This window comes from Glaciecola sp. SC05 (assembly GCF_041380235.1).
GTDB lineage: Bacteria > Pseudomonadota > Gammaproteobacteria > Enterobacterales > Alteromonadaceae > Glaciecola.
The window spans coordinates 117,830-136,320 of the sequence record NZ_JBGIYY010000008.1; the positions used below are offsets into that span (position 1 = coordinate 117,830).

At 43.0% G+C, this 18,491-nt stretch carries 17 protein-coding genes; 8 read left to right on the forward strand and 9 right to left on the reverse strand.

The annotated features are described in order from the left end of the window. Window positions 1-13: 13 nt before the first annotated feature. The 3 genes from AB9H30_RS09215 to AB9H30_RS09225 form a co-directional block, all read right to left on the reverse strand. On the reverse strand, window positions 14-295 hold the full coding sequence (locus tag AB9H30_RS09215; protein WP_371194372.1) for an STAS domain-containing protein: 282 nt from the start codon (window positions 293-295) through the stop codon (window positions 14-16). Window positions 296-315: 20 nt separating this feature from the next. Next, window positions 316-1,470: a methyl-accepting chemotaxis protein gene (locus AB9H30_RS09220; protein ID WP_371194373.1), complete on the reverse strand. Its 1,155-nt coding sequence runs from the start codon at window positions 1,468-1,470 to the stop codon at window positions 316-318. A 337-nt stretch (window positions 1,471-1,807) separates the two neighbouring features. Continuing rightward, window positions 1,808-3,649 (reverse strand): protein-disulfide reductase DsbD, encoded by a 1,842-nt coding sequence (locus tag AB9H30_RS09225; RefSeq protein ID WP_371194374.1) that lies wholly within the window; start codon window positions 3,647-3,649, stop codon window positions 1,808-1,810. Window positions 3,650-3,910: 261 nt separating this feature from the next. On the opposite strand from AB9H30_RS09225, the gene AB9H30_RS09230 reads away from it, so the two are divergent. From AB9H30_RS09230 to AB9H30_RS09255, 6 genes are all read left to right on the forward strand, one after another. Then, complete coding sequence (locus AB9H30_RS09230; RefSeq protein ID WP_371194375.1) at window positions 3,911-4,429, forward strand: FxsA family protein; 519 nt, start codon at window positions 3,911-3,913, stop codon at window positions 4,427-4,429. 199 nt (window positions 4,430-4,628) lie between these two features. Next, on the forward strand, window positions 4,629-4,883 hold the full coding sequence (locus AB9H30_RS09235) for a hypothetical protein (RefSeq protein WP_371194376.1): 255 nt from the start codon (window positions 4,629-4,631) through the stop codon (window positions 4,881-4,883). A 260-nt stretch (window positions 4,884-5,143) separates the two neighbouring features. After that, window positions 5,144-5,434, forward strand: coding sequence for a co-chaperone GroES (locus AB9H30_RS09240; protein ID WP_371194377.1), 291 nt, complete (start codon window positions 5,144-5,146; stop codon window positions 5,432-5,434). A gap of 54 nt (window positions 5,435-5,488) precedes the next feature. Further along, a complete protein-coding gene (gene groL, locus AB9H30_RS09245; protein ID WP_371194378.1) occupies window positions 5,489-7,126 on the forward strand; it encodes a chaperonin GroEL in 1,638 nt (545 codons plus the stop codon). A gap of 553 nt (window positions 7,127-7,679) precedes the next feature. After that, a complete protein-coding gene (locus tag AB9H30_RS09250) occupies window positions 7,680-8,360 on the forward strand; it encodes a hypothetical protein (protein ID WP_371194379.1) in 681 nt (226 codons plus the stop codon). Window positions 8,361-8,862: 502 nt separating this feature from the next. Further along, window positions 8,863-9,255: a nuclear transport factor 2 family protein gene (locus AB9H30_RS09255; protein WP_371194380.1), complete on the forward strand. Its 393-nt coding sequence runs from the start codon at window positions 8,863-8,865 to the stop codon at window positions 9,253-9,255. Between the two features lie 108 nt (window positions 9,256-9,363). Here the strand turns inward: AB9H30_RS09255 and AB9H30_RS09260 are convergent, their stop codons facing one another. The 6 genes from AB9H30_RS09260 to AB9H30_RS09285 form a co-directional block, all read right to left on the reverse strand. Continuing rightward, on the reverse strand, window positions 9,364-11,481 hold the full coding sequence (locus AB9H30_RS09260; protein ID WP_371194381.1) for a TonB-dependent siderophore receptor: 2,118 nt from the start codon (window positions 11,479-11,481) through the stop codon (window positions 9,364-9,366). After that, window positions 11,471-12,754 carry a DUF3526 domain-containing protein gene (locus AB9H30_RS09265; RefSeq protein WP_371194382.1) on the reverse strand — a complete coding sequence of 428 codons (1,284 nt, stop codon included), beginning with the start codon at window positions 12,752-12,754 and terminating at the stop codon, window positions 11,471-11,473. Before AB9H30_RS09265 ends, AB9H30_RS09260 begins: the two co-directional genes overlap by 11 nt. After that, the gene (locus AB9H30_RS09270; protein WP_371194383.1) at window positions 12,751-14,235 is read right to left on the reverse strand and encodes an ABC transporter permease; all 1,485 of its coding nucleotides are present in this window, start codon (window positions 14,233-14,235) and stop codon (window positions 12,751-12,753) included. The genes AB9H30_RS09265 and AB9H30_RS09270 overlap by 4 nt, the downstream gene beginning before the upstream one ends. A 5-nt stretch (window positions 14,236-14,240) precedes the next feature. Then, the gene (locus AB9H30_RS09275) at window positions 14,241-14,984 is read right to left on the reverse strand and encodes an ABC transporter ATP-binding protein (protein ID WP_371194384.1); all 744 of its coding nucleotides are present in this window, start codon (window positions 14,982-14,984) and stop codon (window positions 14,241-14,243) included. Between the two features lie 216 nt (window positions 14,985-15,200). Beyond that, entirely contained in the window at window positions 15,201-16,430 is a 1,230-nt protein-coding gene (locus AB9H30_RS09280; protein ID WP_371194385.1) for a dicarboxylate/amino acid:cation symporter, read from the reverse strand. A 408-nt stretch (window positions 16,431-16,838) separates the two neighbouring features. After that, window positions 16,839-17,291, reverse strand: a complete 453-nt coding sequence (locus tag AB9H30_RS09285) for a hypothetical protein (protein WP_371194386.1) — start codon at window positions 17,289-17,291, stop codon at window positions 16,839-16,841. 541 nt (window positions 17,292-17,832) lie between these two features. On the opposite strand from AB9H30_RS09285, the gene AB9H30_RS09290 reads away from it, so the two are divergent. Next, a complete protein-coding gene (locus AB9H30_RS09290) occupies window positions 17,833-18,078 on the forward strand; it encodes a type II toxin-antitoxin system CcdA family antitoxin (protein ID WP_371194387.1) in 246 nt (81 codons plus the stop codon). Beyond that, the gene (locus AB9H30_RS09295) at window positions 18,078-18,395 is read left to right on the forward strand and encodes a CcdB family protein (protein ID WP_371194388.1); all 318 of its coding nucleotides are present in this window, start codon (window positions 18,078-18,080) and stop codon (window positions 18,393-18,395) included. The genes AB9H30_RS09290 and AB9H30_RS09295 overlap by 1 nt, the downstream gene beginning before the upstream one ends. Window positions 18,396-18,491 lie beyond the last annotated feature (96 nt).

Genomic DNA, 18,491 nt, shown 5'->3' on the forward strand with positions numbered 1-18,491 from the left:
CGCTATCCCTTAGCTATGAAATTTCAAATAACCTGTCGAAGTTCGCAATCGTCAGAATTTCCCGCGCGCTTTCTTTTGCGCCGCGTATGCGTACATTGATATTTTTTGACTTCGCTTTCTTTTGAAACAGCACCATCATGCCCAGAGCAGAACTGTCTAAATAGCTCACTCGACTAAAATCTAAAGCAATATTAGTAGTGCCAGCTTGCTCGAGCAGACTCTGATATTGTTGAGTAAACTCTTTGTGATAGCCAAAATCGAAGCGCTCAGGCACTTGTAAAGATCTTTCGCTCATAATATGTTCCTTTTGATTACTTAAAATAAGTCTATTTCGCCGGCAGCCATACTGGTGGCTGAGACGGGGTTATTGGCGTCACGTTTACGACTTTGTGCGGCTTCAAGAAATGCATGGATCTCGTTTCTTATTGCTTCGATGTTTGCGGGTGTAAGGTGCTGTAACTGCTCCCTTACAAACTTGATTGTGTCATGCGTAAAGGTAATGTTTTGACCATTTATGTCACCAAACTGCAGGCCTCTGATAGCTTTTGAAAGTGCATCTTCTAGATCTCGGCTGACCTGCTCGAGTCCCTGTGTAACGCTTGCGTCAGATTCGGCTTTTTTGATTATGCTAACTAAGGCTTGGTTGATTTCTTTCTTTGCATCAATCACATAACTCACATCGTAGCTCGCCAAGCTTCCCACCTCTCCAGTGAGTCCTTCAATTTGTTCTGACATAGTTTTTAACTGCGCCTGAATCGCATCGCTGAACTGTGAAGACCGGTTGGATAATGAGCGCACTTCGTCTGCTACTACCGCAAAGCCTCGACCGTGTTCCCCAGCTCGCGCCGCTTCAATCGCCGCGTTCAATGCTAATAAATTGGTTTGGTCAGCAATGCTGTCGATATCTTTAACCGCTTTGAGTACTTGCGGCACTGACTCATAAATACTGGTGACTTGGTCAAGAAGCGCCATTGATGAAGCTGACATATCGACTGTAGATTTGATAAACTTATCGAGCGTGATGGCGGTGTTGTCTGCAAATATGCTCATCTGTTTGCTGTATAAAATTTCGTTCTCTGAGTCACCCCTGATTAAGGTTTGAATTGTATGGGACTGGACATTGACCAATTCTTGCAGCCGAGCAAAGCTGTCGCTTAAGGTTGCCACTGCGTCATCTTGGGTGCTTTTAATACCGGCTAGGTTGGCTTCACTCTCTTGCAAGGTGGGTACAAATTCTTCTCTGAGCATATCAAATTCGCACGACTCGTTTACCTTGGCTTGATTTGCTGCAGCAAGGCGCTCTGTGCTAAGTGCATTATCGGACATTTTACTCATCCAAAGCACGGCGCCAATAAGGCTTGCAGCCATCAGCACAAGGCCGATAAGCGGATACCCGACGGCCGATACGGCAACAGAAATGGTTATACTGGCGGCTACGCTCAGCCATACTTTGGGTGTTAATACAGTCATACGCTCTCAACTTTAGTGCCGTGAAAATGCGTCTTCTGTCCACAAGCTTTGTTTAAAGTAATTGGGAATCGATGCAAATGGCACTAGATCCCAAACCACGTCACACTACGCTCGTAATATCTGAACAAAAAGAAGCGGGTTCTGTGTAAGAGTTATCGTATGTTTCTGAGAAAAGTTTAGAGAAAATCCATATCTTATGAATTATACCAGTGAGGAGTGTCGTTCAACACGATTGCCAAGTTAATTGGATTTAACCAACGGTCATTTTGTGCTGAGCTCAGCCAATAGTAACGCGCAGAGCTGCTAGTGGCTGACTTTAGCTAAGAAGTTGTTAGGCTTAGTTATTCAAGCTTCGATTAATATGGCTGGCAAAAGCATCGGCTTTCATAAAGCCTGTTACTCTTGACTGCTCTAATTCATTGCCCTGCGCATCAAAAAACAGAATAGTTGGTAATCCGAGCACTTGGAATTCCTCCTGAAAAGACAAGTTTACAGGCGTGTTGTCTGTGAGGTCTATCTGCATCCAAACGGTGTTTTCTAAGGCGCTAATTACTGCCGGATCAGGAAAAGTATATTTTTCAAATTCTTTGCACGCAACGCACCAATCGGCATACAAATCGACCATCACACTTTTGCCTTCAGCATTGGCTGCGGCAAGTTTGATATCAAAATCGTCTAAATCGCGGATCATCATAAATTCTGGATGAGAGGCTTTTTCTGCTGACGTTTGAGCGCCGCCAGTGCCTATAGAAAAGGATGAACTCGGCAGTAAATTATTCACCTGTAATGCCTGCACGCTATATAAGACTGACGCCACAAAGCCTGTCATTACCACTAAGCTGCGAACGCCTTTGGCAAAACTTGTTTTGGTATCTTGATTCATGGTGAACAAATAAGCAAAAAGGCTTAAACCTAAGATTGCCCAGAGCAACTCCGTCCATGGTGCCACATAAATGCGCTCTACAAACAGGATGGCAACGGTCAGCATCATAAAGCCAAAGGTTGCTTTGATAACATTCATCCAATTCCCAGCTTTAGGAAGCAATTTACCACCCGTCATGCCGAATAAAATCAACGGTATGCCCATGCCTAAACTCAATGCATAGAGTGCAGAGAAACCAAAAATCAGAGATTCGCTTTGCGCGACGACTAATAAAATCGCGGTAAGCGGCGCAGTTGTGCATGGCGAGGCGACTAAGCCAGAAATCACCCCCATAATAAACACGCCCACTAAATTACCGGATTTTTGATTATTGCTGAGGCTACTCAGCTTTTCTTGCCATTTTGAGGGTAACTGTATTTCGTATAGCCCAAACATTGCTAGGGCAAGGGCGACAAATAAGATAATAAATATGCCCAATAATACTGGGTGCTGCAGAGCTGCTTGAAACTGCACGCCAGCAGAGGCCACAATTAAGCCTAAAATGCTGTAGGTAATTGCCATACCTTGCACATATACAAATGAAAGAATAAAGGCTTGAGAGAGCTTCATTTCGCTTTTGTTTTTGCCCATTACGATACTTGATAGAATGGGGTACATCGGATACACACAGGGTGTAAACGCTAAACCAATGCCGAGTAACAACAAGATACCTAAACTAATAGCCAAACTTTCATCTGATAAAAGCCGCTCGGCCAAGGTGAATTGCTCAGATACTGCTGAGCCTGACGAAAGCGCAGTGTCAGCAGTTGCAGCACCGTTTGGCTGGTAGGCATCTAAAAATATAACTTTGGTGGTAGGTGGGTAGCATAAACCGGCTTCAGCACAGCCTTGAAAACGGATTTTGACTTGGCCATCTTGTGCGCTTTCAAGGATAGAGTAAGTCATTTGCATGTCTTGGAAAAAGACATCTGAAAGGCCAAAGAACTCGTCTTCTATGGTTTCATGGGCAGGATAAACAGGTTCGCCCAAGGTGGCGTTTCTGGTAACGGTTTGAAATTGCTTTTTGTAAAGATAATACCCTTCGGCAATATCCCACTTGATGATCAGCTCGCCATCTCGTTGCTCAAAATCGAAACCAAAGGCTTCATCAACTTTCAAAAATGTAGGTGCGTCGGCAAATAATGACTCGGGTGTCTGCTGCGCATAGCCGGCCGAAGCCACCAACGATAAAAGACAATAGAGCATTAACTGCGAAACAGTATTTCTGAAACTTATACTTTTGTTACTCAACAACATTCACAACAACCTTAGATATTTAGTATTACGCGCAACATGACCGCTCAAAAACCAAAAACATTTCAGAGTTTTTATAATGTTGCGCCCTGCGTCAGTATTTACTGGATTTGACCGTGTTTAGTTTGAATATTCACTATTTGGCCCCACAACTATACTATGATAGCGCATAATTAAGTTATAAAGTGTCGTAGATAGTTATGCACCTTAGAATAATCCTTAGAAAGGCGACATAAATAGCCAATCTTTTTACAGGTCGAAGCCGTGCTTATTTTATTTTTACTGTTTGCTGTATTGCCGATTGCTGAAATCATGTTGCTAATCAACGTGTCTGGCACCATCGGCGGATGGAATACATTTTTCATCGTCATTTTTAGCGCATTTTTAGGTGCTTTTTTTGTGAAGCGAGAAGGGCTAAATACCCTTCATCAAGTGCAAGCGAAGTCTGCCAGAGGCGAAGTGCCGGGCAAAGAAATTAGCGAGGGCTTGTTACTGCTCGTTGCAGGAGTATTGTTAGTTACACCTGGATTTATAACCGACATTATAGGTTTATTGTTTACTTTGCCGTTTACGCGTGGCCCGATAGCGGCTGCACTAGTTAAGCGATTCATGGCTCATCAAGCTCGGCAGGGAGCGCAAGGCGGTGCGCAGTTTCATTTTTACCAACATACTCAGCATCAACAATCACAGCAAGGACCAGACAATGATCCGCAAGGCGGTGAAGTGATTGATGGGGAATATAAAGACAAGACCCCCGCGGACGAAAAAGATCGACTTAATTAGTTAGCGATGATTCATTATAGTTAGGCTCAATCCTGTTAGGATGCAGCCGCGCTGAACAAAACTTTTTGAAAAAAAAATATATTTTTCGAATTTTTTAAATATTTAACTAAAGAAAGCAAATCGCCGGCCGTTACAGATTACGGATAGAAGTTTTTTTGCTTGTTTAGTATATAATAATTCATAAAAAAGGAGAGAAGAAATGTATATCCCAACGCAGTATCTTCCAGTGAATACCAACAAACCAAAACCTGTTAAGCGAGGGGCGGTTAGATTCGACAAAGCCGAAAGTAATCCCGATAGCGCCACGCAAATGCTAAACGCTCATGTCATCCTTTACGAAAAGCGTGAAGGTGAAGACCGCCGCAAACGTCAAATTAAACCGTTGTTAGATACTCGTTCGGGCAGAGACCGGCGCTATGATAAATCCAGACCAAGTATTGATATAAAAGCCTGAGCAAATCTAGCCGATTTGCTCAGTAATCCATGGGCTTTTTCTTTTGCCGTCTGCGCGAAAAGTCCTAGGATTTTTGCGTTAAGGAGATAAACACGCATAAATTTAGATTTTTTTTCAAATCGAGCCTTGAGTTTATATAGACTAACCCCACTTACCTCTCCAGTTAAAGAATTCACACCGCCTTTGGTGTGGTAACCCACTCAGATTGAGTCTTTACACAACAAAACTTAATTTTATTGGAATTTTCAGGAGATTTGAAAATGGCAATTCGTCCGTTACACGACCGCGTCATCATAAAGCGCGAAGAAATAGAAAGTAAATCAGCTGGTGGTATCGTTCTTACCGGCTCAGCAGCCGAAAAATCAACACGTGGAAAAGTTATCGCAGTCGGTAATGGCCGCGTGCTTGAAAACGGTGATGTTAAAGCCCTAGACGTAAAAGTTGGCGATTCAGTAATTTTTAACGACGGCTACGGCGTAAAAACTGAAAAGCTAGACGGCGAAGAAGTCCTTATCCTTAGTGAAGGCGATATTCTAGCGATTGTTGAATAATTTCATCATCAGTCCATTGCATTTAACAATTTAAAGATTTAGAGGAAATTACACATGGCAGCTAAAGAAGTTCGTTTTGGCGATGACGCTCGCGCAAGAATGTTAAAAGGCGTTAATGTATTAGCTAACGCAGTAAAAGTAACCCTAGGCCCTAAAGGTCGTCACGTGATTTTAGACAAATCGTTTGGCGCACCAACCATCACTAAAGATGGTGTATCGGTGGCTAAAGAAATCGAATTAGAAGATAAATTCGAGAATATGGGCGCCCAAATGGTCAAAGAAGTGGCGTCGAAAGCAAATGACGAAGCTGGTGACGGCACCACTACAGCAACAGTACTTGCACAAGCTATCGTAACTGAAGGCTTAAAAGCGGTTGCTGCGGGCATGAACCCGATGGACCTTAAGCGCGGTATCGACAAAGCGGTTATCGCTGCGGTCGAAGAACTTAAAAAACTTTCTACTGATTGTGCCGACAGCAAATCAATTGCTCAAGTAGGTACGATTTCTGCAAACTCTGACAACGTGGTTGGCGACATTATCGCTGAAGCAATGGAGAAAGTTGGTAAAGAAGGCGTAATTACCGTAGAAGAAGGTCAAGCACTTCAAAATGAATTAGAAGTGGTTGAAGGCATGCAGTTCGACCGTGGTTATTTATCTCCCTACTTTATTAATAATCAAGAAGCAGGCTCAATTGAACTAGATAGCCCATACATTTTATTAGTCGACAAGAAGATTTCTAACATCCGCGAAATGCTTCCTACCTTAGAAGCAGTGGCAAAATCGTCTAAGCCATTACTGATAATTGCAGAAGATGTTGAAGGCGAAGCATTAGCAACATTGGTAATAAACAATATGCGTGGGATTGTTAAAGTCGCCGCGGTAAAAGCACCTGGATTCGGTGACCGACGTAAAGCAATGCTGCAAGATATTGCAATATTGACCGGTGGTACCGTGATTTCTGAAGAAATTGGTTTAGAGCTTGAAAAAGTTCAACTTGAAGATTTAGGTACGGCTAAGCGTGTGGTTATCACTAAAGATAATACTACTTTGGTTGATGGTGCAGGCGAGCAGTCGGCGATTGAAGGTCGTTGTAACCAAATTCGCGCTCAAGTTGAAGAATCTTCTTCTGATTACGACAAAGAAAAACTACAAGAGCGCTTGGCTAAGTTGAGCGGCGGTGTAGCGGTAATCAAAGTTGGCGCAGCCACTGAAATTGAAATGAAAGAGAAAAAAGCCCGCGTTGAAGATGCATTGCACGCAACGCGCGCAGCGGTTGAAGAGGGTGTTGTCCCTGGCGGCGGTGTGGCATTAGTGCGTGCTGCAGCTAAATTAGCTGACATGACTGGCGACAACGAAGACCAAACTCACGGTATCGTGATGGCCCTTCGCGCGATGGAAGCGCCACTGCGTCAAATCGCAACGAACGCAGGTGCTGAAGCATCGGTCGTGACTAATGCGGTTAAAAATGGCTCAGGTAACTTTGGTTATAACGCGGGTAACGACACCTATGGCGACATGATTGAAATGGGTATCTTAGACCCAACTAAAGTAACGCGCTCTGCACTGCAGTTCGCAGCTTCAATCGCTAGCTTAATGATCACCACTGAAGCGATGGTGGCTGAAGTACCAAAGGAAGACGGCCCTGCAATGCCTGATATGGGCGGCATGGGTGGAATGGGCGGCATGATGTAATCCATCACCAACCATAGCATTGCATAAGCTTGCAATGCGAAAGCTATTAAAGCCTCTAGACTGCATGGTCTAGAGGCTTTTTTAATTGGTTTTGGTTTACGAGTGATGTTGTCTATAAATGGATTTTCTGTACATGCTATCACTCCGAGTTAAAATAGTTTGTTAGTTCGGTGGAGCCAGAAAAAATTGGAAAGGCTATGCCGGTTACATCAATCGAACGTTGCTGGCTCATCGCGGACTTGTGCCTGAACAGAAAAATCGTCTATAGAAAACCAGCAGTAGATATAAGCCCTAAATTGTGTCAAGTCTTATTGTCATCCGCCCAGGCACCTTCTAACACAAACCCAATAGCCTGTTCCATTTTGTTTTCTAGCACAAATGATAGCGATATCTGATCTTAAGTAACAGTATCATAACGTTAATGAATCGTTATACTTTTGTGATGCCTTACGTTCCGAATTTAATTACGCTTGATATTCAATTTACAAAGTAACTAAACGCTTGTGTTGAGCTACCTACTTATCATGTTGGATATACTTAAGGATTATTAAAAATGAAGAAATTGCTTATCATCAGTTCACTAGCATTTGCTGCATCAAGCGCATTCGCTCAAACGAGTAACGTCACATCTTCTTGCAGTAACAATCAATTTGAACTCACTGCAAATTTTGGCGCAGCAGCTAGCTGTTCATATGACGAAAAGCTTAACGTAAATGGTATTGAAACTTTCGAACAAATTGATTTTTCTGGAAACTTAGTTCGCACCATACCTCTTCAGGAAGGTGATGTAGCGAATGTAACAGGCGTCTTTAGATGTTCGACCACAAATGGCAGCTTTAGCGCAACTCGAACAGACCAGACCATCAATGGCTGTAATGGTGTAAGCCAAGTTGGACCAACGCCTGATCCAGAGCCTACTCCAATTCCAGAACCCCCTATCGACGAATTTGATCCAGCGGCTTTGCAAGAGTTTCAGTTAGAGCTTTCTAATTTGCTTGTGTTAGCGTCATCTGAGGTTGATAACTTACGAGCGCGCGCTGACCGATTCGCTGTTCGAAACCCAGGATTTGCAGCACGCATTTTAAGCAGCGGTATTACTCGCTTACAAACTTTAACTGATATACGCCTAAACAGACTTGTGAATGATTTTGCAGACTCAATTGAGCCTACAGAGTTGCTAAGTGCACTTGAGCAGTTCGCTCAAGACTTCGATTCAATCATCGATATTCAGTAATTCTTATGAAGAAAACTACAGGAAATTGAAGGTATACAACTAAGTGTAACCTGTTTTCACTCTATTGGAGTGTATGTGTCTAGAATATCGTGATAGGCGTTACTTAGTCAGGACAATGCTGTGTCATACGCCAAAGTAAAAGTCTCTTTGCATGGTTAAATCATCAACCATAGCATTGCCTAAACTTACAATGTGAAAGCTATTAAAGCCTCTAGACTAAATGGTTTAGAGGCTTTTTTATAGTTGTTGCGTTGCTTATTCAAAGAGGCCCTCATTGCGCCTGTAATTACTAAATTTTGCCTGCAAACTTACTTATGCTAACCGATTTTTTGAAAATAATGAATACGAGATGCTACTGATAACCTTGCACTATTCGGTAGAGGGCAATTTGTCATGTTGAGCGTTAAAAAGTCGTTAAAATTTAATAGAGACTGTTGTTAAGACACGTTGTTGCCTGTAGTTTATATCTGAGATATTAATTGCAAAAAATAAGGATATATTCATGACTAACTTAGCCATTATAGAACAGCTATATCAGGACTTCGCAACCGGTAACGTGCCTGGTGTGATTGCAAATATGCACGAAAGCATGGTTTGGAATGAAGCGGAAAACTTTCCCTATGCAGATGGTAACCCCTATATCGGACCTCAGGCTGTTGTCGAAGGTGTATTTGCGCGCTGTTTGACTGACTGGGAAGGATTTGCTGCGCACATGACCACATTATTTGATGCGGGTGATCATATCATTGCTACGGGTAGATATGCGGGTAAAAATAAAAATAGCGGTCTAGAAATGAATCCTCAAGCCGTGCATGTTTGGACCTTAGAAAACGGTAAAATTGTAAAGTTTCAGCAGCATATAGACACTTTAAACGTGCATAGAGCAATGGGTTAAGCGCCCGCAATGTAAACTAGACGCCTTCAAGCGGACGCATAAATAGCCTTCAATGTGCACTAGCAATAAGCCCTAACCTTCCTTTTAAGGTTGATGCTTTGTCACTTTCTAAAAACTATAGGTAGCAGAAATTCTAAAATTTCGTGGCATTCCTGGCTGGATCCACACATCGGCAAACGAATTTAGGTAATAGGTTTCGTCAAACAGGTTATCGATTTCGCCGCGTACTGAAATGGCTGGAGTAACATCATAGTTCACAAATGCCCTCGCGAGAGTATAGCTTGGTAGCTCAAAGTCAGTACCGAAGAAACCGTTTCTGTCTCCCACGTACAATACGCTCCCGCCGTATTCAAACGCTTTACCGGAAATCTCGGTAGATTTAACTAACTGCACATTGAGCTGATGCTCTGGAATATTCAAAAGCGAGCTACCAGCATCTACAGTAAAACCAAAGTTAGCATCAAAGAACGCATTCTCGGTTTGCGCATCAACATAGGTATAGGACGCCCAAAGATATAGATCGTCGCTCAGTTCGCCATTGATATCAATTTCTATGCCCTGGCTTTGTGCCTCGCCGATGGCGGCACTGGTAAATGCTTCTGGGTCATCAACCACTAGAATATTATCTTGCTGTACTTGGAATACCGTTACTGTGCCGAACAAGTTACCGTCATTTAATACAAACTTTACACCCGCTTCTACTGAAGTGGATTGGTTAGGCTCAAAACCGTTGCCTTCTGCATCGTTGCCAGAAAGTGGACGGAAGTTCTCACCATAAGCAGCATAAAATGATAGTGTATCGGAGCTTTGATACACCACGCCAAACTGCGGGCTAATGCGGCTCTCTGTTTGTGTAGCGATACTGCTTGAACGTCGGTTATTGAGCTCTTGCTCGTAATCGTCATATCTTGCGCCTATTCGGATATCTAATTTATCAGTAATGCTAATTTGGTCTTGGATAAATACACCAACTGACTCTTGAGTTTCCACTCTATCGGTATTTGGGCCAAGCTCGGGAACAGGGAAGGCACCATAGACTGGATTAAAGACGTTAATAAATTGATCGCCGCGTACTCGCAAAAAGATTTGATCATTTTCAAACTTATCGGAATCAAGGCCCATAATGATTCTGTGTTGTAAGCCCCCCAGTTCAAACTCCCCGGTTAATTCGGCACGAAATACTTGATAGCTTGCATCATAATCGCGCGAACGACGAAAGCGATTGATTTCTCCGTCAATCACAGCACCGAAGCCGGTTTCGGTAGCTACACCTTCAAGTGAAGTATCGCGGAAATTGAAGCCCACAAGTGCACTCCAGTCTTGGCTAAAATCATGCATAAACTCAATTTGATGACCCAGCACATCGGCTTGCATCGGGCCATCTCTAGGCTCGCCTAAAAAGCGACTTTCGGGAATAAGACCTAACTCGCCATCTATAGCAATGACCCCTCTGTCAAAGGGGACTTCTTGATGGCTGTATTCTAATTCGTATACTAATTGACTCTGGTCGCTAATTTGCCATGCAATAGAAGGACTCATACCCTGGCGGGTTGTTTCGATGGTGTCTCTGAAGCTTTCTGCATCTTCATAAAAACCAACAAATCGAAGGGCTACGGCATCTGACATTGGCGTGGTGTAATCAACATCCATGCGGTAAGTTGCAAAACTACCTGCAAGCACACGAATTTGTCCTTCGGTGTCAAAGGTAGGGCGTTTGGTAACAAGGTTAACTGTGCCGCCAGGCTCACCCCGACCGAACAAGGCAGCCCGCGGGCCTTTTAGTACTTCTACCGACTCGATGCCAGATAGATCTCGCGCGCCACCAAAGCCTCTACCGGCATTAAATCCATTCACAAGGTAGTTACTTGGTAAGTTTTCATCACCCACAAAGCCACGCACGGCAAAGCTATTCCATAAGCCCCCAAAATTGTTTTGGCGCGCGATGGAGCTTGATAAATCGAGTGCTTGGGACAAGTCTAAGGCGCCAGCAATTTCGAGCAGCTCGCTACTGATAATAAGCTCAGATTGCGGAGTTTCTAAATCAGTGAAATTTCCTCGGTAGGCCTGACGAGCGCCTATTACAATTACTTTTTCAACATCGCTATCTGTTTTAGCAGAACTTGCGCTTTGAGCCTGCACAGCAGTCGATGTCAATATAGGAAGAGTAATTGCACTGGCAACAAAGGCGGCCAAGTAGCGTTTTTTGTATCCGCGGTTATTTTGCATCGAAATTGACCTTGTTTGAAGTTGAATGTTGTTGTTCATAATGGGGTAATTCGTTTAGGAATTTTTTATCAAAATCGCTATTGATGAATAGCCATGGATAATAAAATTCTCTCAGCGACTGATGAAATGCCCTTATTGCTTGTTCGTATTCAAATGCGGCGATGGCGTCGCTCTGAGCGAGGCGTGTCATTTTTCGCTGAATCATCATTGGCGGTGACAATGCTGCCACATAGCTGGCAAGCTCATATTTTCTATAAGACGCGTCACGGTATGCAATAGAAAGGGACGCAGCAGTTTGGTCGCCTACTTGTTGAAATGCGTAATACCATTTCCAGTCAAAACCACCTTCAAATTCGGTGTAAGCTGCATATTCAGGGTGCGTAACAACAAAGGCATCCATGGTAGTTTTTGCGGGTAGGTCCCAAGCGTCGTTAACGGCTTCTCGCTGCGTGAGCAAAATTTCCGCGCCTTTCGGTGATTCGACGCTTCGCTTGATAGCTAAGTCACCTAGAATAGGAATAATAAAGACAAACAGTACCCAAGCGGCAATCAAGCCCGATGCAATTCTTGGTGCACTGCTCGATTTTTTGCCAAAGTAAACGCTTAATCCTGTCCAAAAAATGAAGTAAATTAAACACCAAAGTGATACTGATATGAGCGCGCTCAGGCCAGTGTCGCTCAACACCGCACCGATATAAAAAGGAACTAACAAACAAATAAAAATAGCGAGCAATCGTACAATGATCCGCGCACCCCATAGTGCAAAAGATGAACGCGCAGTGGTCAAAAGCAGATCATGCCTGCCACTAGAGCGTTCGCTGGCTAACAAATCATGAAATAGTAGTATTAAGAACAGAGGAGATAGTGCGCTTATTACAAACGCAAAATCGATTTTACCCGCCTGCGCGAGCTCTGCATTTTGTGCGTCGCTTTCATAAATTTGTCCCTCTAGGGCTAACATCTTGATGCGATGTTTCCACGGGTATATATCTCGGTCGCCCAATGCAGCAAACGCAAGGTTTGAAGGATATGAGTAGGTCAGATGGTAGCTGTAGTAAGCCAGTGATCCTGGGTCGTCATACTTAGCTTGCGCCTCTGCACGGTCTGTTTGATCAGCGATTTTCAGGCGTTCAATGGTTTGCCGTTGATTGTTTACTTCAGAAAGCCCAGTAAAAACAGAAAAACCAGAGACCATAAACGCACAGCATAACAGCACAAGCACGTAGCGTTGAGTAAGCATAAAACGCCATTCTCTTATGATATGTTTGATCATAATGAAGCTCTCCTAGCCAGGTTGGATGAGGCTAAATAAAGCAAGTAAACGAGAAGCCCCGCCCAAAATATGAGTTGAGCAAGTGTGCTTAAACTGCTGAGTAAGCGCACATTTGCAGACTCAGTACTAAATTGGAAGCCCTGAATCATTTGCCAATTTTCAGCGCTGACGCGAGCTTTTGCTGATGCCTCTTCACCGTTATTGCGATTCAGATCGTCGATGTAGCTAAGCTTTTCAATATGGGTTTGATTCAATGATTGTACAAAGTCTAAGCGTAACCTTTCGGTTTCTCGCAAAAAGCGGTGGTGTGTCTCGATACTGGTTCCTGCATTGATCATCGACAAAGTACGAATGGCAATTTGCGGTGAAAACCAGCCAAATGTTCGGGCCACTTGGGTTTGGGCCAGCTCTTTTTGCATCCGCTGCTCAGCAAATCGATTGAGTACCTTACTTAACTCTCCTTCAGATGCTTGTGCAACCGCACCTCGGAAGTTGATAGGCAGTTCCTCAAGGGTATCTACGTTATATTTTTTGAGCAAAGACTGCTTGAGTTGATTAAATGCAGGGTCGTTAGCATTGTGACCATCGCCTAGCTTGCGCAATTCAGCAATTACGGCAAAATCAGTTTCGAGTTTACCAGCAGCGGGGACTGCGATTGACGCACTAGTGCTAGCGATGCGCGGCATTACTATGCAAAGCAATATCCATGCAAAGCTCAGAGCCGTAAAGCTGTTACTATTTTTAGCGGCCAAAGTCGAAAGCAATAGCACGATAAGTGCCCAGATGCTTAAGTAGAGCGCGTACGACATCAAAAAGTAAGCAACAAGCAATATGTTCTCGCCCATCAACCACGCAAATATGCCGGTAATCAAAAGTGGCAGAATTATCAGTAGAACAACCGATATAAGCGCCAAGGCCTTTCCACACAAAAGGGTATAGATAGAGGTGCCCTGAGCGAGTAAAAAGGTAAGAGTTTGTGATTCTTTTTCGCGGGTGATACTGCTGTAGCCAATCAAAATAAGCATTAAGGGAGCGAGCACTTGAACAATAAACGCAGGAGATAAGCTGCCCAACTTAGTTAAACCGGTACTTTGCTTTTGCTCTGCAAACATCGCGCTATTTTGTCGATGGCCTTCCAAAAAGATGGAGTTGCCGGTGTAAGCATCCACCCCCGGATCTAGCATGCTTAATGGCGAAGGCGTTCTAAATGCGTAGTGTCCGTAATGAACCATACGATGTGGGTGCCTATCGGGTTGTTCCATGAAGGTTTGTTCAGAGGTGTTTTGCATACCTTCACGCTCATGCACCAAGGCGCTCATACTAAAACCGGTAACAATCACCGACGATAGAGTGAGTAATACGCCAATCACCAACACCGAAACTGCCAGCTTAGAGCGCAACCAATAGCGCCATTCGTCTTTCAACACCGTCAATACTGGCGATATATTCGATGTGCTTGATTGTTCAATTGGCTTATTCATGGCGCTCACGAGTCACTGGTTTGTCTTTGTGCAAAAGCCGCATGCACAAGCTCGGTGTCAATTCGTTCGTTTTTGGCCGCTTCAAATTCGCCTACCAACTCACCGTTGCGGAGCAAGCCGATTCGATTGGCAACCTGACACGCGCCATACACATCGTGAGTGACCATTAAGATAGTGGCGCCAGATGACGCCAACTCTTTAACGAGTTTATTAAACTCATCGATGGCAACAGGATCTAAACCAGAGGTAGGTTCGTCTAGCAAAAAGATCGGTGCTTCGCGAAGCAATGCAAGCGCGATGGCGGTCTTCTGTCGCATGCCCTTAGAGAAGGTTTGGAGCTGTCGATCCCACGCGTCACTTTGCAATGCGACGCGTTCGAAAGCTTGATCGATATCGGCGTGTGACTTTCTAATCTCGGCAAGGGACAAAAAGTATTCCACGTTTTCTCTGGCGCTTAAATGCGGATACAGCGTAGCGTTTTCCGGCAGGTATGCGGTTCTTCTTCTCACTTGGGTAAGGGATGAGGCAACTTCGAGACCGTCAATAAATATTGCACCACTCGTTGCGGTGTTAAAACCGAGGAAGGTTTTTAGGGTGGTTGATTTGCCCGCGCCGTTGCCCCCAAGCAAAGCATAAATTTCGCCTTCGGCGACGTGGAAGCTCAGAGATTTTAAAATACTTGAATGGTTAATGTTAACGTTTAACGATTTTGCTTCTAAGATGTAGGATTTGTCTTCGCTATTAAGCATATTACTTCCTTGATGCTCTGTTATAGCAGTGATGTTATATTATAACAATATGTGCATTCAAGGTTTATTTAAAATAAATCGCTAATATCTTGGATTACTAATTTGATACCTCCTCGACAACAGATTCATTCACAAAGCTTAGCTCTCGCAAATTTATCAGCGCCTGCCAACTAAGCACTAGCGCTGATGAGCAGGCTGGTACGCCAAGAGCCTCTATTAGCCGCCGAGTACTTTTGGCTGTTTGTAATAAAGCTTTAAACCGTTCGCCGTGCTCATTGAATCGGACTGTGTATTCATTACCGTGCGCAGCCTATCGAGAATAAGCGTATCAATGGTAATAATAAGGCCTGTTACGTAAGTGGCGTATTCTGCCGAAACGCCCTGACTCACGAGTATGTCTTGTAACAATACTACTGAGGCTGACGGAGTCCCTGCAGCCGCAGTGGCAAAAATTAATGACTGCAGACCAACCACTAACATGTCGGTAAAACTGATATCGATGCCATAGGCTTTCATTGTATATAGTGAAAGTAATAACAAACCTACTACCGTGCCGACCATGTTAATGGTTGCACCAATTGTAAAAAACGGAGTGGATTCATCGCCGTCGGCGCCTAATTGATCGCATGCGGTTTTGGTTGCTGGCAGAGTAGCTACTGAACTGGAGGTAGAAAATGCAACCAACGCTTGAGGCAGTACTGCGCGCAATACAAAGCCCACGCCTTTGCCTTGAATAGATGAAGTGACCAATACCATTACTATCCAAATGATTAACATTGAACTGATATAAGGCAGTAATATGGGGAATAAATTAGCTAATGTTTGCACGCCGCCGGGCTTGTTTAGTGCCAAGGTGATGGAGCCGAAAACCGCTAATGGGATGGCAAACTGTAAAAATTTACGGAAGCCTTTAATAAATAAATCTGACATTGCATCTGCAGCTTCACCCATATTTATTTGCTTTAGGGCGGCCCCAAAGATTAAACCTGCGTAGATTGAGATCATCAATGGAGAGGTAATTACGCCGTAGATTTTTAATGCAAACGGCATTTCCAGCATCGAGCCGGAGCCCCCGCCAACCGAAGACGGCGAAGGAAGGATGCTTAAACCTTGAAACGTGTAATAGGCAGCGATAGCAAGCATCATACCCATCAATGAAAAGCTGATAAAAAATGCCAACACGCGAATAAATTTAGCCCCCATACCACCCCGAGAAATGGCGACCGAACTGGCAATACTCATTATGATTAAGGCGTACATTAAAGGTGCTAAAGGAACAAACAGGGCGTCTTTTGCCAGCGCAGCGAAAGACTTTGCTATCGTTACATCACCCATTTTGATATCGGCAACTAAAAAACCTGCGCCGAGAGCCCAAAAGCCGATGGCCAAGCTAGCCGCAATTGCGACTAAGAGTAATAGTGGAACACTGTGGATGCGATTAATCATGAACAACCTCTTGTTTTTATTTTTTTATAGTGGCGTTCTGCTTCAGTGCATTTTGCCCTTATGCTTGAGTTCATTGTTGTAGGTTTCGATCCATTCGTCCAGATCTTTTTATTATTGCTCGAATGGCGAGTTGAGTTCCATTCAACCCAGCAAGCTAATATCAATGGGTGGCAGCCCGTTTTGAAAGGTTAGGAGACTGTTGCTATTTAAAGTTTATCGTATTTTTTGTGCTGTGATTGGTATATTTTTCCCCTACAAATTTTAGTAGCGTACGGTTCCTCTTGCCGGTAACTTGGCCTTGCAGATGATGTTCGGCTATGTCTCTTGAGCGCCCAAAGGGGGCCTATATTTGCTCCAAAAAACATCACTTTAGTGACGCCTTGGTTCCTAAAATTTTAAAAGTAATTTCTAACTTTTTCTTGAGGTTAATCTTTCGACAAGTTCTTCGGCCTGCTGATAATCTATATCATATTCTTTTAGCCAAACCATATGGCTTTCTTTCCCTTTAAATTCGAACAACAAAGCGATGCGGCCCAAATAGGGATAGAATCGTGTCATCTCTATATTATAAAGCTCGTGTATCTCATATCTAAAGGTATTGCCTTTAATCTTAAAAATTATTTTATTATTGTCTATATGAATATATGAAAATCTATCGGTCGTTTGATACTTTCTTATCTTTGCTACAAGCCACCAAAACGCATACAGAGTGCCAGAAACGAACAATATAACTTTTGATAAACTTAAACTTCCCCACCTATCGATAAGCAACCAAATAATAAAAACGCCAACAAAAAAAGTTAGAAATAATTGAGTTTTTAAAAATCGTGTACTAAATCGATATATCACTTCATTATTCAACTTTACCTCTGCTTACCATTTTATACTTGGAATTCACAACTGATTTGGATCATAAAACCCTTTTAAACAAATATTTGCAAATTTAGTGAACGGGATGACCTTACAGAGAGCCTTTGCAGCTATAAGGTAAATTGCCAAATGGTCCTTAGTCACTATCAATAGAAGAACACGATCCTGCGCAATAATCACTAGTTCCATCTATTCTGAGTAAAGCGGCATAGCCTTTCTTGTTTCTCTGGTTCGTCGGCATTGGCAAAATACCTCGACACGAAATGCCTGCATGCAAAGAAAACCCACTTGTATTGGATATCTGATCAAACTCGCCTTCATTGCTAGCCTGTATCGTTTGGAGTGTAAATACTTTCTGGCCTTGCTGAGGTCCCATGGCAATAGGGTGCTTTTAGCTATTATCCGCGCTGTGCAACTGGCACTAATTCAAACGCGTTTAAAGCTAAATACCTATTAGTTCTTTTTAACCGATACTTTACAATGCGCATTGTTATGCGCATAATTAACAAAAGGTTACTTTCAGAGCAATCACATGAATTCACTATACGATGTTAACGCGCAAAAAAAACCAACTAATCTGAGCGTAAATAGCGATTTATTGAGACGTTCCAAAAGCCTAAATATTAATTTGTCAGCAACATTGGAGCAGGCTCTTAATGATAAATTAAAAGAAATTGAAGCTGCTAAATGGAAACAAGAGAATAAACTCGCGATAGAAAAGTATAATCAATATGTTTCAGAAAACGGATGTTTTGGCGACGAGTATAGGACGTTTTAATGCCGCAATTTGATGTATATAAAAATAATAACAAAAATACAAAAACCGATTTTCCATATTTAGTAGACATTCAACACCAAATAATAAGTGATTTAGCTACGCGCTTAGTTATTCCAATGGGTAAATTCGACACTTTTTCTGATAAAAATATTAAGCGACTGACACCATTTATTGCATTTGACGACCAGCAATACTTGTTACTAACTCCGCAGTTGACGTCAATTCCCGCTCATTTATTGAAAGATTCTGTTGGTACAATTGAAATGCAAAGAGACCTTGTAATAAATGCTCTAGATTTTGCAATTACAGGTATCTAAGAGTTGCTCAAGGGCTGCGATTAACGTTTACTTGTCTCTCAATCTCAGAGATAAAAACTTCATTGATAGTAAAAATGACAGCTGACATTTAGAAAA

Coding starts and splice junctions, on each gene's coding strand:
- AB9H30_RS09215 (WP_371194372.1), bottom strand. CDS start 295: ATGAGCGAAAGATCTTTACAAGTGCCTGAGCGCTTCGATTTTGGCTAT.
- AB9H30_RS09220 (WP_371194373.1), bottom strand. CDS start 1,470: ATGACTGTATTAACACCCAAAGTATGGCTGAGCGTAGCCGCCAGTATA.
- AB9H30_RS09225 (WP_371194374.1), bottom strand. CDS start 3,649: ATGTTGTTGAGTAACAAAAGTATAAGTTTCAGAAATACTGTTTCGCAG.
- AB9H30_RS09235 (WP_371194376.1), top strand. CDS start 4,629: ATGTATATCCCAACGCAGTATCTTCCAGTGAATACCAACAAACCAAAA.
- AB9H30_RS09240 (WP_371194377.1), top strand. CDS start 5,144: ATGGCAATTCGTCCGTTACACGACCGCGTCATCATAAAGCGCGAAGAA.
- groL (WP_371194378.1), top strand. CDS start 5,489: ATGGCAGCTAAAGAAGTTCGTTTTGGCGATGACGCTCGCGCAAGAATG.
- AB9H30_RS09250 (WP_371194379.1), top strand. CDS start 7,680: ATGAAGAAATTGCTTATCATCAGTTCACTAGCATTTGCTGCATCAAGC.
- AB9H30_RS09255 (WP_371194380.1), top strand. CDS start 8,863: ATGACTAACTTAGCCATTATAGAACAGCTATATCAGGACTTCGCAACC.
- AB9H30_RS09260 (WP_371194381.1), bottom strand. CDS start 11,481: ATGCAAAATAACCGCGGATACAAAAAACGCTACTTGGCCGCCTTTGTT.
- AB9H30_RS09265 (WP_371194382.1), bottom strand. CDS start 12,754: ATGATCAAACATATCATAAGAGAATGGCGTTTTATGCTTACTCAACGC.
- AB9H30_RS09270 (WP_371194383.1), bottom strand. CDS start 14,235: ATGAATAAGCCAATTGAACAATCAAGCACATCGAATATATCGCCAGTA.
- AB9H30_RS09275 (WP_371194384.1), bottom strand. CDS start 14,984: ATGCTTAATAGCGAAGACAAATCCTACATCTTAGAAGCAAAATCGTTA.
- AB9H30_RS09280 (WP_371194385.1), bottom strand. CDS start 16,430: ATGATTAATCGCATCCACAGTGTTCCACTATTACTCTTAGTCGCAATT.
- AB9H30_RS09290 (WP_371194387.1), top strand. CDS start 17,833: ATGAATTCACTATACGATGTTAACGCGCAAAAAAAACCAACTAATCTG.
- AB9H30_RS09295 (WP_371194388.1), top strand. CDS start 18,078: ATGCCGCAATTTGATGTATATAAAAATAATAACAAAAATACAAAAACC.